We start from the raw sequence: 20,715 nt of genomic DNA on the forward strand, positions 1-20,715 counted from the left end.
GCCCAGGCCAAAAGTCTGCCACAGTACGCTGTTCAGCTGATGGGCTAATGGCCGCCTGAGCTAACAATAAAAACGCCGGTTGCAGGAATGTACCGGCGTTTTTTTGCCCTGCGGGTTTGCTTCTGCTCTGCGCTCTATGCCCCGGTATACAATCTCCGTTCACCCTGAGCGCCCTTCGGCTCCGCTCAGGACGAACGGAGTTTGGGAGTCATTGATAGAGTAAACCTATCAATTACATTGAAACTGTCTACTGGTTATCAGTGCAAACAACACTTCTTGAATTTTTTGCCGCTGCCACAGGGGCAGGGATCATTTCTGCCAACACCGGCGGGTGATGAAGTAAACGTCGATGCTCGCTGAGACTGTTCACCCTGCTTTGGTGCTGTCTGATTGATCACCATATTCTCCAGGTTGGTTAACAGCTCGTTGCCCTCCCCGGAATAGCAGCTCAACTGCCTTAATGCCGCCACAGCATCGTCCAGATAGCAGTAGAACTCACCTTCCTGCTTCATCACTGACTTATTAATCACTTCCGGCGCAACACCGCAGCGTAATTTCAGTTCGTCCAGGGTGATGTAATAGGTATCCGCCCACTCTTTTTCGTAGAGGTCTTTCAGGGCCATCATAAAAGACTCGGGCTGGGTGTTGTAGCAGGCCTGAACCCAGGCATTCCACACCTGATTTTTTTCCTGCTCAAGACCGTACTCATACAGCTGATGCAGATAGGTCGTCAACACCTGAAGCTCCAGGTCTCCCTGTTGATAACGGACCACCAGGGCTCCCAGTGCGGCATCCCGGACATATTCATCAATGCTGGTGTTTTCAATAATGGACTGCAGTGGGCGAATATCGCCGGGACATACAGTGGCAAAAATCTGGCTCAGGCGATCACAAACCACTTCATCAAAGTCATCACCAATCGCCACATTCTGTTCAGAACTCATGGAGCTGAACAGATCAACAACAATGGGCCACGCCGCTGGCTCACGAAACTGCGTTAACAGATAAAGGGCATGAAGTGCCAGACGGCTTTTTGCCGATGAGCTGCTGCGCTGACCACGTATTTTCACCGCTTCCAGCGCCTGCAGAAGCATGGGAGTGATCTCCTGCCGATGCTCTGTGGCCTCTCTTAAGGCTGGCAGAGGCAACTCACTGGAAACCCGGGAGAGGCTTTGTTTCAGTCTGGAGAGATCCTCGGTAGAAAGGGGCATAACCAGTTAATCCAACGTATTCAATAAATTGGCCGCTAGGATAGACCTTCACGGTGTTAAGATACAGCCCTTGAAGGGTTTGCCCGGTTATTCCTGATGGCAGCTTCCCATAAGCCTTTTTTTGATGGACCCTCCGGATTTTTTTGATGCTCCCAACATCATCTCACCCCAGCTGTCCGATAATTTCCACCTGAAGATCATCAGGGATCTCCTGAAACGACAATATTGTTAATGAGCGGTATTGCGCGATGCGGCTGTATCGGGAAAGCAGAGGCCAGAGCTGGGGTGAAACCAGCAGTACGGGTTCTACCTGTTGGTTATGGGCCTGACTGACCAACTCCGGAATATTATTCTGCAATTGCATCGACAGGCCGGGCTCGATAACGAAAGACTCTTCTGAAAACTGTGGATCCCGTCTGGCCTGCTCTCTGGCCATCAACAACATTTTTTCCAGTTCGTGCGACAGGGTAAACACAACAAGCTGTTCCGGCAGAACCTGATGATTGATCAGTGGGTCGATAATCTGTCGTCGTAAGGTGATACGAACCAGACTCAGTAGGGTCAGAATATCCTGCTGTGGCCCTGAAGCAGCCAGTAATGTAGCGGCAACGCGTGGGCTGTCAGCAATCGAAATATTATCAGCCAGCAGTCGCTTGAGAACCTGCATCAATAGGCCCGGAGGCAGTTTATCCGGAACCAGTTCGTCGCATAGCTTCGGTGAGATTTGTCGGAGATGGGTCAGCCACCCCTGAGTCTCTTCGAACCCGAAGAGATCATCGATATGATTTTCGATCATTCTGCCGACATGGGTGGTAATCACGGTGGCACAGTCAACCACGGTATAGCCGGCCTGTAATGATGCCTCCCGTTCAGTCACTGGAATCCAGTAAGACGTCAACCCATAACAGGGGTCTTTGACCGGAGGATCATAAGGCAGAGGCCGGGCATTCTCCATGGCAATGGCCAGTAGTTGATCCAGGTGCAGTTTAAAATGGTCAACGGCAACATTATGCAGCTGAATAGAATAACTGTCCGGGTCCAGATTCAGGTTATCGCGTATATGAATCATTGGTACCAGAAAGCCGTATTTTTCCGACAATTCCCGTCTCAGGTGCCTGATCTGACTGGCCAATTCACCTTTGGTTACATGACTGGTTACATGATTCGCAGCGTTCTGACTCAGCAGTGATATCACACGATAGCCAATATTCAGGCCAATGGGGTCAACGATCGATATATCCTGCCATGTGAGTCGCTCCTTTGATGCCACGCCACTTTTATCACCTTTGCCAGCCAGTGCATTTTTCCGTTCAGTCGCTCTTTCCAGGGATATACGTCGATAGATAAACAACATCATCAGTAAGCCCGGTATAACAAAGGCCACATGAGGCATACCCGGTACCAGACCAATCACAACCAATACAGCAGCAGCGACCATCAACGCCCTGGGTTGTCCGATAATTTCCTGTTGAACCTGCTGGTTCATGTCCACAGCCCCGGATATACGGGTCACCATAATGGCGGCGGCGGTGGATAGCAGCAGTGAAGGGATCTGGGCCACCAGCCCGTCACCAATAGTCATCAGTCCATAAAGCTGCACGGCTTCGGTACCACTCATGTCATATTGCCAGACGCCAATGCTCACACCGCCCAGAATATTGATGAGCAAAATCATCAACCCGGCAATGGCATCACCACGGACAAATTTGCTGGCACCGTCCATAGCCCCGTAAAAATCAGCTTCACGGGTAATATCTTCCCGTTTCACCCTGGCTTCATTGTGGTCAATCACGCCGGAGTTCAGATCCGCATCAATGGCCATTTGCTTGCCTGGCATCGAATCGAGCACAAAACGGGCAGTCACTTCCGATATACGACTGCCACCTTTGGTAATAACCACAAAGTTGACGATCACCAGAATCAGGAAAACCAGTAAACCAACAAAATAATTACCGGCAATCACCACGCTGCCAAAAGCTTCAATCACCTTGCCTGCCGCATAGGGTCCATTATGACCATTGATCAGCACCACCCGTGTTGAGGCAATATTCAGGGCCAGCCGCAGCAGAGTGGCAACCAGCAACAGTGTCGGGAACAGGGAAAAATCCAGGGGGCGGTTTATGTAAATGGTAAGAATCAGCAGAATCAACGACAGGGTAATATTAAAACTGAACAGGAAGTCCAGTAGAAATGGCGGAATAGGCAGCATTAGCATGGCCAGAACCACCAGCAATAGCAGCGGTGTCGCCAATAAGGAAGCCTTTGAAGGAGTCGGCAGGAACAAGCCGGTACTGCTCATTATGGATTTCCTGTGCTTGATGAATGCTGATATTTTTCAGGTATCTGTATATTGGGTGAGCTGGGACAGAAGGTACTTTGGTGAGTGCGATAACGATCAAGTTGATAAAGGTAGACCATGATTTTTGCCACCGCCTGATACAAATCCGGGGCAATTTCCTGGTCAATGTCAGTATGATAATACAGGGCCCGGGTCAGCATGGGCTGAATCAGTACCGGCTTGCCCGCCGAGCGCCCGATACTGATAATCAGTTCTGCCATATGATCAACCCCCCGGGCCACCAGCACTGGAGCCCGATAACTGTCCGGCTGGTATTTCAATACCACCGCAAAATGGCCCGGATTGGTCAGCACAAGATCTGCACCGGGGATAGCATCCAGCATTTTTTTGCGCGTCACTGCGGCCAGTTTTTGCCGTGTCTGTCGAATCCTCTGCCGGGTTTGTGGTGAGCCATCTTCGTTCTTCAGATTGTCTTTGACTTGTTGTCGTGTAAGAAGCTGTTGTTTCTGAAGGCGGTGTTTTTGCCACACAACATCACCAGCGGCAATGACCATAAGTACACCCGATAATGCCAGTCCGGTGGACAATAACAGCGTTAGTGCCCGGGTTGCGGCCATCGGCACAGGGTAGTTACGCAGTGCCATGATTTCTGGCAATCGGTAGCGGATAATCAAAAAAAGCGCCACGGCTAATAACAGGGTTTTTAATGATGCCCGCACCACCTCAGCCAGCCCCTGAACAGAACAGATCCGCTTCAACCCTGCCACCGGATTTATCCGCCGGGCTTTTGCTGCCACGATGGTCACACTGAAGATAAAGGGGCCGGAAATCAGGGCACCAGCGGTGACACTGACTACAACCACCAGGGACATGGTGATCATGACCGACGGAAATACGGAAAATGCCGTCTGCAGACTGTCCATGATTGATGCGTGGGCTCCGGAGGCATCACTCAATGGTGCGTCAACCTGTGCCAGCATGGCTATAACGGTGTCGATCTGATCAAAATAACGGGAATGGCCAAGCAGTAAAAAAATGGCCAGGGTCTGCATGGCAATCATCAGATCTCTTGACCGGGAGACCTGCCCCTCTTGCAGGGCTTTCTTTTTCTGCCGCTCACTGGGTTGCTCCGTGGGTTCACTGCCCTGTTCTTGCTGTTCGGAATTCATCACTTAACCAGAAAGGAGAAACCCAAGAGTCTTCAATGCATAGTGGATGTGCTGTTCGACCACATAAGGCACCTGCAGTATATTAAGGCTCAACAGTACGATTCCGACCAGAACAATCATGGGGAAACCGAGGGTTAACAGATTCATCTGTGGTGCTGATCGTGTCATGAAACCAAAGGTGAGATTGACAATCAGCAGACAGACAATAGCGGGAAGAGCAATAAGCAGCCCGGCTCCGAACATCCAGCCAGCCATGGTGATCAGGGCTGGTACTCGGTCGATAATCATCAGAAAATGCCCGATGGGTAATGCATGAAAGCTGTTAATAACCACCATAAAGAACAGCAGGTGGCCATTGATCAGAACAAAAAGAAGCTGAGCCATAACCTGATAGATACGGGCAACCACGGTAACACTGATGCCATTGGCAGGGTCGCTCAGCTCTGCAAATCCCAGCGCCATCTGCAGGCCGGTTAAATGCCCTGCGAGGGTAAACACGCTGAAATAGATCAGTAATACCGCGCCAAATAACAGTCCGGTAATAAACTCAGAACAGGCCGCAAGGACAAGGCTCAGTGACAGATCGGTAGTCATTGCAGATGACAGTTGCAACATGACGGCCACAGACAGTGCTAAAGCCAGCAGTAAGCGTGCTGAGAGAGGTAACCACTCCCGGGTCAGCGGACAGGTCATGACAAATCCGGAAATACGACAGAACACCAGCAAATAAAGCACAATCTGATGTGACAGCTCAGAAAGTGCCATAATGCTCACTGGCTATTCACAATGGCAACAAAAAAGTCATTAAAGATGGCACTTAATTCCTGAACCAGCCAATGCATTGACAGTGACAGCGTTAACAATGTGATAAGTAACCGGGGCAGAAAGCTCAGGGTTTGTTCGGTTACCTGGGTTGCCGCCTGGATAATGCTGATCAGCAGGCCCACCAGAAGACCGGGAGCAATCAGCACCAGAGCCATCCAGGAAACACTCCGCAACGCACTGGCAAACATGTAGACCGCATCATCAGGTGACATTTATGTATCCCGCGTCGTAAAAAACATGTTGTAAGGAACTGCCCTGAAATAACTTCCACATTTCTACTCTACAGACGCTACCCGCTACCCGAAAAGCCGTAACCGCTTGTGCTCTTGCGGGAAGCGGGCGGCGAGCTTTTCCCAAACAGCCTCTCAGGTAGAAAAGCTCCTGATAGTACCAGCCATAATAAGACCCCAGCCATCCACCAGAACGAACAGCAACAGTTTAAAGGGCAGAGAGATCAACATCGGCGAGAGCATAATCATGCCCAGTGCCATAAGAATACTGGCAACCAGCAGGTCAATAACCAGAAATGGCAACAGGATCATCAGCCCCATCTGCAGGCTGGTTTTAATTTCACTGCTTAAAAAAGCCGGCATCAGTACAGAAAACGGAATATTCTCTGGTACCACATCCGGTTTACCGCCGCTGTCGTCGACAGGAGAAATTTCACCGGCTAATACTAAAAATTGCTCCATATCGACCTTTCGGGTTTGCTTCAGCATAAACTGATGCAGCGGCAGTCCCGCGACTTCTATCGCTTCCCGAAATGGCATTCGCTCTGCCAGGTAGGGTTCCACTGCCTGTTCCCGGATCTCGTTAAATACCGGTTTCATAATGAATGCCGTCAGGATCAGTGCTGCGGCAATCAGAATCCGGGTAGGTGGTGTTTGCTGCAGCCCAAGAGCCTGACGAAGTATGGCCAGAACAATCAATACCCGGGTAAAGCTGGTGGTTACCATCAGCAGCCCGGGGAGAAAAGCCAGTGCCGTCAATATTAAAAAAATCTGCAGGTTAACCGTGTAATCCTGCTGGTTATCACCGGAGGTGACGGATAACAACGGCAACTGAAGCGATGCCTCGGATACTGCGGGTAAAATCAGCAGCGTGACGGGTATCCAGAGAAGGCGGACATAAACAGGAATACCTGAAACACCGGACAAAAGATCAATATCAGAGGATTTCCAGAATGCGCAGGCCATAATACTCCCCTGTCCGAACGACTTCGCCACGGGCAAATAATACCCCGTTAATCAAGACATCCAGAGGGTCATATTCCCGACGGTTCAGACTGACGACAGACCCTTGTTGCAGGCTGAGAATATCGGCAATGGTCATACGTTTGCTGCCGACATTCAGGGTCATAGTGACTTCTACAGACTCGACAAGCCCCAGGTTGGACGAAGTAAGCCTGGCCAGAGGCTGTTCATCAGGTTGTTCATGGGAATCGGGCTCTGCATTGTCTGCTGTCACTGGTTCCGCACGACCATCTTCTAACGACTCTGACGTCTTATGGTCTGCTTCATTATGATCATACTCTTCAGGAACGCCTGCTGATTTGTCGGCCTCAACCTCATTCACAGGCTGTTCATCAGAGCCACTCAACCCGGGTTGATCAGAAGATTCATACGGCAAGACTTCTCTTGTAGTGTACGATGATTCTGGATTAGTAACCGCTGAGGGCTTTTCATCAGCTGAGGGCTCTTCATCAGCTGAGGGCTCTTCATCAGCTAAGGGCTCTTCATCAGCTAAGGGCTTTTCATCAACTGATGATCTTAAGTCGTTCACTGACTGTTCTCTCCTCTTAAACACTCATTGATTCGCACGGTAAGGTGACCTCTATGCTGCCCTGTAGTTCCTCGAAACAGGAGAGAGTTCTCCACGCTTATATGTGACTTTCCTGGATGGGGTATCGATAGAACATCACCAACTTTCAGATCACATAATTTGCTCATCGGCAAAAACAGTGGCTCAAGATCAACAGTAATATCAACTTCGATTTTGCCAAGAAACCGCATGATACGATCCCGGCATGACGGCTTTGAACACGTTTCCCTGTCAGCCATTGAACCCTGCTCTACCATGGCACTGGTAAAAGCATTGACCGGGGTATAGAAGCAAACAGGGACTAACCATGGCGAGTCAGCGTAAGCCGGGTCATGAAACTCAAGATCAAACTGATTCAGCAGACAGTCATCCGTGAATAACACGGGGGTTATCCGTGATCCCCCCATCCATTGAGCGCCCATCCGTTCAGCCAAAGAAGAAAAGCCAGTATCTGATACTGAGCAATAAGCCGCACAAAGCGCCATCCAGACCTCTGCCAGCGCACTGGCCACCTGATCCAGAAGTTGTTTGCCAATTCTTGTGAACTCTCTGGTAAAAGCCGGGGGAGAACCGTCAGCTAAAGAGCCGTCAGATGAAGAGCCGTCAGGTGCATAATCCTCAGCCCCGGAAGCCAGCGAAGACAGGCTGCCACCAAAGCAGAGGACCGTCAGAAAGTCCGGCAGCTGCGGATCTAACAGTAAGAATGCAAAGCTGGATTCACGGCAAATTGCCTTGGAAAAATGCTGATCACCAAACGGCAGCTGAAAACGGTAGAGTGTTTGTCTGGGCAACTGCTGTAATTGTTTAATCGTCGTATAAACATCACCATTGAAGTGACAGCGGGCACCAATCATCGGGCTGTCTATAATTTCCTCCAAAGCCTTCAGCATCTGCTCAGGACATGACTGTGAAAGCGTCTCCAGCTTCTTTGTCATGTGCAATACCGAAGGGGACATCTGATGCAGATAACTTCGCTGCAAAAGCCCCGAATCACTGCTGCTATTCGCCACACTGCTATTCGCCAAATTGTGCTCCACACCACGACCCGGGGAACTAAACTCTGTAGAAGGCATTCGATACTTTCCCGTCAGCAGCCTCCTGAAAAAGTAGTTCATACTGTTTTTTTTTCCATCCTGCCGGACAGAACCCTGTGATATGAATGTGCTATGAAACAGATTAGTTTTTTACTGTCATTACTGCTTACTAACCCTGTTTTCCTGATAACCCGGGCATTATTGTTGATGCTGCTTCATTCGCCAGTCTCTGCCAGCCTCTATTCTGCCAGCCTCTATGATGTAGTGATGGATGATGTTGACTGGCAACTACATGAAAAAAAACACTTTAAATGTCGTTTATATCAGAAGGTGCCGTTATTTGGCGGCGTTGCCATTATCGCTGAAGCGGGACACCAGCAGGCTATTGAGCTGGAAACCTCGCTGTTCCCAACACGGCCGGAATCAGTAGAGGTCTGGATCAGGCCCCAGCCATGGGGGCGCAATCATTCCTCGAAATATTCCTCTAAAGACTCTTTCGAAAGCGCATCAGACGAAAGCACACCAGGCAGATACGGCCAAAAACTCCAGATTACTGATTATTATTTGTCCGATAATGTTCCGGTGAAAGGTCTTGAACTGAAACTGCAACTGCCTGTCAGGCAGTTGCTTGACCTGCTTGACAGTCGCAGTTATCTCTCGGTTTATATGGTTAAAAAATCGTCGGAAAACAGCAGTAATGCCATTGAAGTCAGAATTCCCACGGTGGGTATGTTGCCAGCGATGGAAAAAATGTCAGACTGCATAACCAGCCTGCTGCCCAGAAACTTCCAGCAGTTGCATCAATACAATCTTCATTATGCCCTCGGAGAGTTTTTATTAAATAAATATCAACGACAGTGGTTATTGGATACTGCACGCTATGTAGCGGTGGATAAAAGCATCAGCGAAATTACCATTGACGGCAATAGTGATAATACGCCCTTCACGGGCAGCGATGAGACCATTGACCGATTACAAAATCTGGAGCTGTCAAAAAAACGTGCTGATGCTGTGCGCAACCAGTTGGATCAATACCTGAAGGACGCCAGGATTGCCCGGCCTGTCAAGGTCATTACCCGTTACCATGGCGAACGCTACCCTGTCGCCAACAATGCGACCGCTGCCGGACGATATAAAAACAGACGGGTTGAGGTTACCCTTGTGAGAGATACCATCACTGGCCCGATGGAAGAATCTGAAGATTCTCTGCCTCATTAATCATGGCAAGTACCAGTAAACAATCTATCTTTAAGAGGGTTCAAAACTGAACCGGTTATCAGAACATTTTTTAAACATTGCTTTTAAACATCGTGTTGAGTGTATTGAAGTAATAAGCGACGGCTCAAGTATGCGAGTAAATTATCAATGCCCAATCCAGTAATATTGTCTTTGGACAGTGCGTTTCAGGCAGGTTCTCTGTCGGAGTTCATGCCAATCCCCATCAATGCCAGCGCTCAGCAACCTGATTCTTTTCATCGGGTCTTTGCCACCCTGTTGAACCATACCAACAATACCCAGCTGCAAGCAGAGCAGCACATGACTGAACTGGAAGCGGGGCAGGATAATCTGATTGAGACGGTGATGTCGATTCAAAAAGCGAGCCAGACCATGAGTATGCTGATACAGGTCAGAAATCGTATCGTTGAAGGATATCATGAAACCTTTAATCAGCAGATTTAATCAAGCAGTCGTCTATTAAGGATTTGTCCCGGAACAGCTTCATCATTTTACTCAGTCTGGGAAAGGTCGCCGCCCGCAAAAGCGCAAGCGGTTACGGCTTTTCGGGCAGCGGGTGGCAGACAGCGGGGAGCGTCCGTACAGGAACTATTCCTGAGTAGCCAACGATATTCGATCCCCCATGGCCAACTACTTATTACATATACCCTGAGATTGTCGTGAAAATCCAGGCCCGGGGCTGATTAGAATCTCTGGTGGGCAAAGAAAAGAGTGGGCAAAAACGGTGGATAAAAACACCTCCCTGCAATCGTCAGATGGTATCAGTGCGGCGTTTAAAAAATACTGGCACCAGCTGTATGGCTGGTTTGCTGCAATATTGAAAGAAACGCCCACAGGCTCTGGAACCAACCAGAGACTGCTGATACTGCTGGTGGCCAGTGCCTTGCTGATAGCGGTGCTGATTAATACCGCCCTCTGGTGGCATGACCATGGCTTCCGCCCTTTGTATGGTTATGGCGAACACTACAATATGTCAGCCATCATCGACATTCTGGATAAACAGGGAATTGGCTACCGAATCAACCCGGACGACGGGCAGCTACTGGTTCGCGCCAATCAGCTTTCGGAGGCACGTATGACCATGGCCACCGGGGGAATTATCGCTACCGGCTCACAGCCATGGATGCCGGAGCCATCGGGGCTGGGCAGCAGTCACTTTGTCGAGCAAATGCAGTTTCTGGGTGCGTTGGAAACATCGTTATCCGAAACCATCAGTGGTATCAATTCGGTTCGCTATGCCCGCGTCCACTTATCTGTCCCTGAACAAAGTGTCTTTTTCCGGAGCCGCCCGGCAGCCAAAGCGTCGGTGTATCTGGAACTCTACAGTGGCATGCGGCTTCAGCCGGATCAGGTTGAAGGTATTATGCGTCTGGTGAGCGGCAGTATTGCCACGCTTAGTGAACAGGAGGTTACGGTCGTTGATCAATACGGCAATCTGCTCAGCCAGGCTATTGCCAATTCACTGATCACCGGCACTGATGGCACCGGTCATGCCTATCTTACGGCCAGAACCCGTATTGAAAGCCATCTGGAGCTGCAGTTATCGAAAATTCTCGATGCGGTGGTCGGCCCGGGTTACTACCGGGTCGATGTCGCCGTTGATCTGACATACGACAAAATAGAACAAAATTCCGAACAGTTTGACCCAAACATTGTTTTACGAAGCGAATCGATGGAGTCCGGTACACCGTTTTTGCTGGGCAAACCAGCCCCTGTCGGCCAGGCACCTGCAGTTCCTGCACCCGGGGCAAAAGCACCTGAACCCGGTCAGGAAGAAGTCGGTAAACAGAAAGTGATTCGTAATTATGAGGTCAGCCGCCAGATCAGCAACGAAACCCGATACCCCGGTCAACTCAAGCGATTAACCATTGCCGTGGTCATTGACGACGGCAGGTTAAAACCCGAAACAATGGTACAGGACAGTGAGTCAAGATTGACGACACTGATCAAACAAGCGGCAGGATTTGATGCCTCCAGGGGAGATGCCGTCAGCCTCGCCATTCTCCCTTTTGCCAGTACTCCGTCGCCCCTGACCACTAGCGACCAGAAGAGCTTCCATCGCTGGCTTGACCTCGGTATCAAAGTGATTCAATTGATAGTATTGGTGGCACTCCTTCTGTTAATTGTATTGGGTTGTCGAAGGCTTTTACGGGAAGTCTTATTGTCGTCACCCGGGCCGACAGGCAGTAACAGTACCACCGTCTCCACCATGGCGGATCAGTTCAGGTCAACAGTGGCCGATGGTGACATCCCCACTGATCGGACTCCGGTCACTCTGGAGGAGCAGGTCGCCCGATACCAGGAGCTGGCCCAGAATGAGCCGGAAAAAGTCGCTGCCGTATTAAAAGAGTGGATCAACAGGAATCACGCCAATGGCTGAGCCGCAAACAGGGCAGCCTGTCAGCTCCGCACAGAGCCTGCCCGGTAGCAATTGCTCCGGGGAGGAGGCTGCTGTCTTTCTGTTATTGCTCGGTGAGCAGGCGGCCGCCAACGTGATAAAACACTTAACACCCGGCGAAATAAGAGTCATCAGCCAATATTCTGAAAAAATACGGGTAAAGAATCGTGACCAGCTGATGATGATGTTGAATCAGTTCGAGCAGTCTTACGCCAATGTCAGTTTATTGCTGGGTGATTATCAGATCCAGATGCGGCAGGTCCTGCAAAAAGCACTGGGTAAAGAACAGGCTCGCTGTCTGGTAAACCCGCCTGGCAGCCACCGGGAACCACTGACCGGGCTGCAGTTAATGAAGCCGGAACTTCTGGCGACCATGATCAGGGATGAACCGGAGCAGTTTCAGGCGGCAGTGCTCGCCTGCCTGCAATCGGATCAGGCCTCGGATGTCATTAACCTGCTTCCCCGGGAACGGGTGCAGGGTATTTTGGAAAGGATTGCCCATCTTGGCAGCTTGTCCCAGACATCTCTGCGGGCCATTGTAACCTTTCTGCAGTCTTTCCTTAATGAACAGGCGATTGACCACTTTCTGCCCGTTAACGGTGAGCAGCAAGTCGCTAACATTCTGAATCTTTTTGACAGTGAATCAAGGGACCAGGTTCTTCTCAACCTGAAGCAATCTGACAGTGCCATGGCGGTGCGAATAGAAGAGCAAATGCTGGTATTTGCCCAAATCATCGACCTTTCAACAGATAATGTTGCCAGACTCATTACCAGTGTTGATCCATTGGATTTAACCATGGCGCTTAAAGGAGAAACGGATGATTTTCGTCAACATATTTACCAGTCCATGGGCAAAAGAGCTGCCAACTACCTGCGGGAAGAAATAGAGGCATTAGGTGCCGTTCCACAGAGTAAAGTCAAAGAGGCAAGGCAGAAAGTGGTGCAGGTAATGGACGATCTGTTGAAAAGCGGAGAGATTGAAATGCCCCGTGGTAATGAAGTAATGCTGGAGTAACCCGATGATCAAGACCACAGCATTAACGCAAGGCGCTGAAATGCACAGTGCTGACCGGAATAAGACCCGTACCCGTACCCATTCCCATAATAGTGGGACTCCATCGGACGGCGGATTGCCCTGGGATGAGTTCTCAGAACCTGAGCAGCCCTGCATCCATCGCTATCAGTTTCCACCGTCCTGTTATCAACAGGACCAAGGCACTGGCCACGGGACTCCTGCTCAAAAACCAACCAGTAATTTCCAAATGCTGCGTGAGATCGTTCGAAGAAACCGGAAACGGCAACTTGACCATCGTCGCAGAGCAGAAGACGCCGGGTATGCTGAAGGCCAGCAACATGGTTTACAGGACGGCTACCAGGATGGCTATCAGAATGGCTTTGAAGCCGGACACCTGGCCGGACTGCATGAATCACAGCAACAGCAGAAAGACAGCGCGGAACAATGGCTGGCTCTGATGAATAGCCTCTGGAATGAGTTGTACAACCTGCATCAATCAACCCTGCTGCATTTAGGCCAGCCGCTGAGCGAACTGATCAGCACAGTGGTCAGGCAGGTAGTAAACCATGAACTTGCGACCTCGCGGGAGTCATTACAGCAACTGGTTACCGACTCTCTGACCATGCTTCCGGATATTAAAGGGGGGCATCTGGTGATCAATCCGGTGGATCGTCTTCTGATAGACAACATTGTCAAACAGTTACCCGAAGGCTGGTCCATTCAGGAGGATGACCGTCTGACAGCAGGCGGATGTCGTCTTATTACCGATTATGGCGAAGTTGATGCGACGGTGGAAAGTCGTGTTATGGCCTGCATTGATACGGTGCATGAACAGTTATTAATGAATGGTTGATGCCAGCGTGCCCCTCTCGACACTTCCTTCCCCTCCAGTTGAAAGAACCGACAATACCAGAACCGATCTCTGGGACCGGCTAATCCGACAATTGATGTCGGCCGGAGAACAGGTCACCCTGTTGACACCTCAGCGGTTGTCAGGACAGCTGATCAAGGCATCCGGACTGATTATGGAGGTGGCGGGCTGCAGGATGCAAACCGGTCAGCGGTGCCTGGTTCAGGGCAGTGATGGTCTTACTGTAGAAGCCGAGGTTGTTGGCTTTGACAGAAATACGCTGCTGCTGATGCCGATTGACTACCATGACGGATTATCCCCCGGCGCAAGAGTCACATCGATGGGGGATAATTCATCTATTGTGGTGGGCGACGCCTTGCTGGGGCGGGTTATTGACGGTGTCGGCCGACCACTGGACAGCAAGGCAAAGCCCACAGGCAGCGCTAATATCCGCCTTCATAGTCCTCCTATTAACCCACTGCAACGATGCCCGGTTGCCACACCATTAGACGTCGGTGTACGTTCTATTAATGGATTACTGACCATTGGCAGAGGACAACGTATTGGTCTGTTTGCCGGGAGCGGCTCTGGCAAAAGTACACTGCTGGGCATGATTGCCAGAAATACCAGCGCCGATATTGTGGTACTGGCCATGATTGGCGAAAGGGGACGAGAGGTTGGCGATTTTATCCGCCAGAATATCAATGACCACTGTCTTCAGCGCTCCGTTGTTGTTGCCGCCCCTGCCGACCATTCACCGGTAATGCGGCTGCGAGCCGCGCTGGTGGCACACCGTATTGCCGAGTACTATCGGGATACCGGACATCATACCCTGTTATTAATGGACTCCCTGACCCGCTATGCCCAGGCCCGCCGGGAGGTTGCCCTGGCTACCGGTGAACCACCCGCAGCCAGGGGATACCCACCCTCAGTCTTTAACAGGATTGCCCGGTTGGTTGAGAGGGCTGGCAATGGCTATCAATCAAGTGGTTCATTAACGGCCTTTTACACCGTTCTGACGGAAGGGGAACAAGATACGGACCCCATTGGTGAATCCGCCAGGGCCATCCTGGACGGTCACCTGGTACTCAGCCATGCTCTGGCAATCTCCGGACACTATCCAGCCATTGACGTGGTGACCTCCATCAGCCGGACGATGCCGCAATCCGTATCCGAAGAGCACCTCAAGATGTCGTTGACCTTCCGACGACTGTTAGAAAAAGCCCGTGAAGGGAGTGAATTAAAATTACTGGGGGTCTATCAACCGGGTAATGACGCTGATATGGATATGGCCATGGCTGCAGAGCCGGGTATGCTTGGCTATTTGCAGCAAAATATCAAAGAGCGAGAGACGTTAGAAGACAGTGTTCAGCAGTTAAAGGCGTTAATTTCCGGACTTCGTCATGGCCATCAGCAAAAAAATGATTAACCGCTTACTCCATCTTGAAGAGCTACAACATCAACAGCGACTGAGTGCTATCCGTCGTCAGCTTGAAGTACTGGAAAAACATAATCGATTAATCGAAACACTGGATACCGCAGGCAGTGCGACAGTGGCCCAAAATACTCAAACCGGGTCATACTATACGGGCATACAAGTCATCAATCGGGCAATGTTTCATTGGCAATTGCTGAATAGCTGGCAGCTTTGCATTGAGGCACGTTCACGACAGGTCGACACCAACAGGGCTCTATCGACAGAGATAACGGTGAAAATGCAGCGACTTGAACGATTACGCCAGCGGTACAGATAATGCCCAGGTCAGCTTTTTTCCAACAGACAGGAAACCTCCAGAGCGAGTCTGAGTCGGGAGTTATCCTGAAATAGACAGTGATCTTTTAGCGAACCCAATACGATTGTCGTGGCTTTAAAATCTTTGGGTTTCCTTTTTTATTATTGGTATTACAACTTATTTCGTTTGAATTTTCATCCTATAAAATGACGAGGGATTTTTACTGGTTCTGGAACAATTCAAGAATAACGAAGGTTTCGACCGTCTTATCAAACTTATTAAGGAGCTTTAAATGAAAAAGCTTATTATCGCTGCACTGCTTGTATCATCCACGGCTATGGCGGATGCACCTCGCCTTGAGAAGGCTCTCTACACCCGCGTTCGTTCGTGCGTGGAGATTGCCAGACTGGAGGATAACCCCCTCCTGGCGGCTATCTTCAAGTCCAAGGCGGATGATTACTACCATAACTTCGCCGGTGATAAGGCTGCCTTGAACTGGGCCGTTGTATCCAACAAATTTGGCTTCCGTAAGAAGCCTAAGGAAATGTCCCGCGAACAACGGAAAGATGCTATCAAGACTTGTAACGATATCATCTGGTAGTAAGTAGTTAACCAAATGAAATCATATATTTCTGACTAAGTTGTCAGTCACTCTGCGGCGTTGCAACTACGGTCACATAGCTACGGCTATGCTCCCTACGTTGCGCCTTGCATAGCAACTGCCCACTTAGCCAGAAATATACGATTCCATTTGGCCAACTACTTATAAAAGAGGTCTTCGGCCCTCTTCTTATTATTCCCTGAACCGCGAGTTCACAACTAAGAAATCAGCCTGAAAAGCCAATAAAGAGGATAACTGTAAGGGACGGTTCCGGGGTAAGCGCCCATTTAACCTGCGTATGTTGCCATTTTAACCGTAAAATGCTTGTGTCAGGGCAACTGGTTTATCCTTGTAGGAGGCTATGTTTTCCTTAAGGGGCGATGAGTCTAAACTGTCGTAAAGCCCTGAAATGGGAGATTCTGTGATGCAGTCCCAACAGTTTCAAGACCTTCTTAATGCATATCACAGCCCTTGTAGGAACTCTTCTATCCAGTCATCGTTGTTGACCAGTTCTGACTCTGTCGCCAATGAATCCAATGTCGCCAATGAATCCAAATCCCATTCCACTATTTCATCAAGCCCAAGTGGGTCTCTTCTCCTTTTCTCGCTGGCTTCATTCCATTCTTTCCGTGTTTCTGAATCCACTGCGTAGCTCATTTTGCAGATAGCAGTGCTTAATTCAACAGAAGTCATTCGGCTTCGGTGGGGTTCCAGCAGTTCAAGTTCTGCATTTCCCAATTCGCGAAAACGATCCAGCGCTTCCATTGCCGCGTCAAAGTCAGATAGCGGCCCTTGAATGCGACTGTTGGCAACCTGGTTCCCTTGAGTTGGTATGCTTGCCCCTGCTGGAAGTCCTTGCTGAGGGATTGATGTTACTACTGGCGTTTTTGCTGCCTCAATCTGTTCCAACTTTGCAACCAGTGCTTTCTTAACGAGGTCTGGAACAATGCCGTCTTTATCATCTTTGATAACCGGGCTGAGTGCCGTGCATAAACGGGCGTTTAGCTGGCCGCTGCTGGCATAGTGTTCAAGAGATGACCAGACCGCAGGCTTTAATGGTTTATTGTAATTGATTAGACTGATAATCATAGAGGGTGCCACCAGGTGTGGTATTTTTTTCGGCTCGGCTTTCTTGGGCTCTTTGGTTCTCGCTTGCATTTGGGCTAATTTTGCCTCAAGCCTGATCGCATAGGGATCGCGCTTGTCCTGAGGCTTTTTATACCATTGTTCTGTGAACTCGGTTGCCTTGAAAAAGGCGGTTAACTGTTGCAATGTCCAGTTCTTTATAACAAAGCCGGTATCTCTGAGGGTAAACTCTGGATTTTGGAGTACCACCGGATCGCCATCGTCTGGCAAAACGGTTAGTCTTTGATTCTTGACTTGATATTCTGTTTGTTCAAGCTCAATTAACATGGCCGTGATAAAGCGCCACAGGCGTTCCTGGCCCGACATGGCGGGATCACCACCGACCATCACCCCTCTTTTATCATCTGTTGACACTCGATTTGAAAAGCAGAGATCCGGTATTTTCTCTTGTTCAGGTAGAGAGTGGTTTGTGAGCAGCATTCCTTCCAGCAACCGTTGCTGAATCGTGACATCAGGAGCGGTTTCAGGTGTAGCCTGATAGTCAAGACAGGCATCCATGAATTGCTGCATTTTGTGTTGTCCAAGCACCCGATGTAACCCGCGCCACTGTGAGATGGTGGGCAAGGTTTTGAATAGCTCATCCATCTTATCCGCGTATTTTGAGCGGTTATCTTCTGCTTCTGATTGTTGCCAGAGAATCTCCAGCATCGTGCGTTTAGATTGCGTGAAGTCAAATCGCTGGCCAAGCTGTTGGCAAAGTGGTTTTAATGCATACCACTGTTCCTGAGTCGGGGCTGGCTTCAGGTTTCTGCAAAGTTCAAGGTATTCCTGCATCTCAGATTCAGGGAGTTGCGTTAGTGCAAATTTTGTTAAAGCCAGTGGTGCAGGAATGGCTAATGCCTTAGTGAGTACTCCTTTGCAGCGTGGATTTTTACGATATTTTTCAATCCAGAACTGGATACCAGTTCCTCCATGGATAGCCAATATCGGTAGCAACGATTTCAGCGCAGCACGAACAGCCACTCTGTCATTTCGAGGGCTCTTGTGGGCAGCCAGATATTGGTGGAATTCGGCAATTTTCATGCGCCATTTTGCGGGCCCGGAGAAGAACAGAGCCAGTGCTTTCATTTGACTCGATTCTAAAAGATCTTCATCACTATTATCGTCGCCATGTTCAGTGGTACAACCATGCTGATTAAGACATTGGCGAAGTGTTTTCTCATTTTCAGTCAGTTTTTTTCGTGAAGGCAAACCAAAACTTGCAAATATTCGGCAAGAAAGTTTCAGAATATTCTTATTTTCATCCGAGGGTAGCCATTGAACGAACGCTTCCACCTTCGCTTTGTCGGGCAAGCCTTTGCCATGACACATGGAGGAAAAGGCCCGCAGCAGTTCCAGGCTGAATTCGCCGTTCACCTTCCAGCACTCCCACGCTTTGAGCGCTTCCACCTTCGCTCTGGCGGGCAAGCCTTTGCCATGACACATGGAGGAAAAGGCCCGCAGCAGTTCCAGGCTGAATTCGCCGTTCACCTTCCAGCACTCCCACGCTTTGAGCGCTTCCACCTTCGCTTTGTCGGGCAAGCCCCTAGTGCTCATCATGGAGGAAAAGGCCCGCAGCAGTTCCAGGCTGAATTCGCCGTTCACCTTCCAGCACTCCCACGCTTTGAGCGCTTCCACCTTCACTTTGTCAGGCAAGCCTTTGCCATGACACATGGAGGAAAAGGCCCGCAGCAGTTCCAGGCTGAATTCGCCCTTCACCTTCCAGCACTCCCACGCTTTGAGCGCTTCCACCTTCGCTTTGTCGGGCAAGCCCCTAGTGCTCATCATGGAGGAAAAGGCCCGCAGCAGTTCCAGGCTGAATTCGCCGTTCACCTTCCAGCACTCCCACGCCACGAACGCTTCCACCTTCGCTTTGTCGGGCAAGCCCCTACTGCGCATCATGGAGGAAAAGGCCCGCAGCAGTTCCAGGCTGAATTCGCCGTTCACCTTCCAGCACTCCCACGCTTTGAGCGCTTCCACCTTCGCTTTGTCGGGCAAGCCTTTGCCATGACACATGGAGGAAAAGGCCCGCAGCAGTTCCAGGCTGAATTCGCCGTTCACCTTCCAGCACTCCCACGCTTTGAGCGCTTCCACCTTCGCTTTGTCGGGCAAGCCCCTACCGCTCATCATGGAGGAAAAGGCCCGCAGCAGTTCCAGACTGAATTCGCCGTTCACCTTCCAGCACTGCCACGCCACGAACGCTTCCACCTTCGCTTTGTCGGGCAAGCCTTTGCCATGAAACATGGAGGAAAAGGCCCGCAGCAGTTCCAGGCTGAATTCGCCGTTCACCTTCCAGCACTCCCACGCCACGAACGCTTCCACCTTCGCTTTGTCGGGCAAGCCTTTGCCATGAAACATGGAGGAAAAGGCCCGCAGCAGTTCCAGGCTGAATTCGCCGTTCACCTTCCAGCACTCCCACGCCACGAACGCTTCCACCTTCGCTTTGTCGGGCAAGCCTTTGCCATGACACATGGAGGAAAAGGCCCGCAGCAGTTTCAGGCTGAATTCGCCGTTCACCTTCCAGCACTCCCATGCTTTGAGCGCTTCCACCTTCGCTCTGTCGGGCAAGCCTTTGCCATTACACATGGAGGAAAAGGCCCGGAGCAGTTCCAGGCTGAATTCGCCGTTCACCTTCCAGCACTCCCACGCCACGAACGCTTCCACCTTCGCTTTGTCGGGCAAGCCTTTGCCATTACACATGGAGGCAATCTGTTTCAAGCATGGGTTAGCAGCAACCGCCTGAATGTTTTCCTCGCTTTCTTCTGCAAACTTTTTTATCTGAGTCTTCGAGTTGAGCATGCTGGTAAGGCAGCTGGTATTGGTAATCTGCTGGGGATTGACAGCTAAAAAGAACGTGTTGGCCTTGGCAAAATAGCCTTTGAAAGTCTGAGAATCTTTAACAATGCTGAAGTTTTTTAACTTGGAAAAGAGGGAATGTGCGGGCGGCTTTCCCCTGTCTCGCGCTAACTGGATTTTCCTGTCTTTGAGGTTTTTCAGAAGAGTCCCGGCATTCGTTAATATTGCTTGAATTTCTTGATTATTTAAATGTGTTCGCAGTTCATTTTGCTGGCTTACAGAAAATTCTGAAATTGATGTTTCACTGTTAATTTCTGTAGGTAGCGAAGTTGCAGAACACACAATACGCCTGCTGTTGTCAGTAACACGCCTGCGCTTTATGGGTGGGATGGGCCCGGATTCAGATTGCAGTTGATGCGGTGGAAATGTTCCAGTGCCCGTTGTTGTCTGTTCCACCTGGTAACCTGACATGGATCGCTTTCTTTCTTGTTTTCGGCTGTTTGCTGGCCGGTGCCTTCCGGCTTCAGTGGATGTTAACGGGGATGCCGTGTCTGCGGTTACTGAGGAGGAAGGTGACTGCATGGTTTCTTCGGGGATTACCT

General features: G+C 50.1%; 17 protein-coding genes. 8 read left to right on the forward strand and 9 right to left on the reverse strand.

What is annotated here, in order from left to right; translation table 11 throughout:
* Window positions 1-257 precede the first annotated feature (257 nt).
* The 8 genes from ACO6UX_RS09785 to ACO6UX_RS09820 form a co-directional block, all read right to left on the reverse strand.
* Entirely contained in the window at window positions 258-1,211 is a 954-nt protein-coding gene (locus ACO6UX_RS09785; RefSeq protein WP_422447109.1) for a DUF1186 domain-containing protein, read from the reverse strand.
* Window positions 1,212-1,374: 163 nt separating this feature from the next.
* A complete protein-coding gene (locus ACO6UX_RS09790) occupies window positions 1,375-3,510 on the reverse strand; it encodes a flagellar biosynthesis protein FlhA (protein WP_422447111.1) in 2,136 nt (711 codons plus the stop codon).
* Window positions 3,510-4,679, reverse strand: a complete 1,170-nt coding sequence (locus ACO6UX_RS09795; protein WP_422447113.1) for an EscU/YscU/HrcU family type III secretion system export apparatus switch protein — start codon at window positions 4,677-4,679, stop codon at window positions 3,510-3,512. The genes ACO6UX_RS09790 and ACO6UX_RS09795 overlap by 1 nt, the downstream gene beginning before the upstream one ends.
* Before the next feature lie 3 nt (window positions 4,680-4,682).
* Window positions 4,683-5,444 carry a flagellar biosynthetic protein FliR gene (fliR, locus tag ACO6UX_RS09800; RefSeq protein WP_422447115.1) on the reverse strand — a complete coding sequence of 254 codons (762 nt, stop codon included), beginning with the start codon at window positions 5,442-5,444 and terminating at the stop codon, window positions 4,683-4,685.
* A 5-nt stretch (window positions 5,445-5,449) separates the two neighbouring features.
* Window positions 5,450-5,716 (reverse strand): flagellar biosynthetic protein FliQ, encoded by a 267-nt coding sequence (locus ACO6UX_RS09805; protein WP_422447117.1) that lies wholly within the window; start codon window positions 5,714-5,716, stop codon window positions 5,450-5,452.
* A 153-nt stretch (window positions 5,717-5,869) separates the two neighbouring features.
* Window positions 5,870-6,700: a flagellar type III secretion system pore protein FliP gene (gene fliP / locus ACO6UX_RS09810; protein WP_422447119.1), complete on the reverse strand. Its 831-nt coding sequence runs from the start codon at window positions 6,698-6,700 to the stop codon at window positions 5,870-5,872.
* Entirely contained in the window at window positions 6,672-7,286 is a 615-nt protein-coding gene (locus tag ACO6UX_RS09815) for a FliM/FliN family flagellar motor switch protein (RefSeq protein WP_422447121.1), read from the reverse strand. Before ACO6UX_RS09815 ends, fliP begins: the two co-directional genes overlap by 29 nt.
* Window positions 7,283-8,398, reverse strand: coding sequence for a FliM/FliN family flagellar motor switch protein (locus ACO6UX_RS09820; protein WP_422447123.1), 1,116 nt, complete (start codon window positions 8,396-8,398; stop codon window positions 7,283-7,285). Before ACO6UX_RS09820 ends, ACO6UX_RS09815 begins: the two co-directional genes overlap by 4 nt.
* Before the next feature lie 93 nt (window positions 8,399-8,491).
* Here ACO6UX_RS09820 and ACO6UX_RS09825 point away from each other — a divergent pair, with 93 nt between their 5' ends.
* The 8 genes from ACO6UX_RS09825 to ACO6UX_RS09860 all read left to right on the forward strand — a co-directional run bounded on the left by ACO6UX_RS09825 (window position 8,492) and on the right by ACO6UX_RS09860 (window position 16,192).
* Entirely contained in the window at window positions 8,492-9,577 is a 1,086-nt protein-coding gene (locus tag ACO6UX_RS09825) for an OmpA family protein (protein ID WP_422447125.1), read from the forward strand.
* 147 nt (window positions 9,578-9,724) lie between these two features.
* A complete protein-coding gene (fliE, locus tag ACO6UX_RS09830) occupies window positions 9,725-10,039 on the forward strand; it encodes a flagellar hook-basal body complex protein FliE (RefSeq protein ID WP_422447127.1) in 315 nt (104 codons plus the stop codon).
* Between the two features lie 280 nt (window positions 10,040-10,319).
* Window positions 10,320-11,975, forward strand: coding sequence for a flagellar basal-body MS-ring/collar protein FliF (gene fliF, locus ACO6UX_RS09835; RefSeq protein ID WP_422447129.1), 1,656 nt, complete (start codon window positions 10,320-10,322; stop codon window positions 11,973-11,975).
* A complete protein-coding gene (locus tag ACO6UX_RS09840) occupies window positions 11,968-13,008 on the forward strand; it encodes a flagellar motor switch protein FliG (RefSeq protein WP_422447131.1) in 1,041 nt (346 codons plus the stop codon). The genes fliF and ACO6UX_RS09840 overlap by 8 nt, the downstream gene beginning before the upstream one ends.
* Before the next feature lie 4 nt (window positions 13,009-13,012).
* Complete coding sequence (locus ACO6UX_RS09845) at window positions 13,013-13,861, forward strand: FliH/SctL family protein (RefSeq protein ID WP_422447133.1); 849 nt, start codon at window positions 13,013-13,015, stop codon at window positions 13,859-13,861.
* The gene (locus ACO6UX_RS09850) at window positions 13,854-15,287 is read left to right on the forward strand and encodes a FliI/YscN family ATPase (RefSeq protein ID WP_422447135.1); all 1,434 of its coding nucleotides are present in this window, start codon (window positions 13,854-13,856) and stop codon (window positions 15,285-15,287) included. The genes ACO6UX_RS09845 and ACO6UX_RS09850 overlap by 8 nt, the downstream gene beginning before the upstream one ends.
* A complete protein-coding gene (locus ACO6UX_RS09855) occupies window positions 15,262-15,612 on the forward strand; it encodes a hypothetical protein (protein ID WP_422447137.1) in 351 nt (116 codons plus the stop codon). The genes ACO6UX_RS09850 and ACO6UX_RS09855 overlap by 26 nt, the downstream gene beginning before the upstream one ends.
* A 271-nt stretch (window positions 15,613-15,883) precedes the next feature.
* Window positions 15,884-16,192 (forward strand): hypothetical protein, encoded by a 309-nt coding sequence (locus tag ACO6UX_RS09860; protein WP_422447139.1) that lies wholly within the window; start codon window positions 15,884-15,886, stop codon window positions 16,190-16,192.
* Window positions 16,193-16,654: 462 nt separating this feature from the next.
* On the opposite strand, the gene ACO6UX_RS09865 is transcribed toward ACO6UX_RS09860, so the two are convergent.
* Window positions 16,655-20,584 carry a hypothetical protein gene (locus ACO6UX_RS09865; protein WP_422447141.1) on the reverse strand — a complete coding sequence of 1,310 codons (3,930 nt, stop codon included), beginning with the start codon at window positions 20,582-20,584 and terminating at the stop codon, window positions 16,655-16,657.
* Window positions 20,585-20,715: the final 131 nt, after the last annotated feature.

Source organism: Endozoicomonas sp. ALB091, from assembly GCF_049310265.1.
GTDB lineage: Bacteria > Pseudomonadota > Gammaproteobacteria > Pseudomonadales > Endozoicomonadaceae > Endozoicomonas.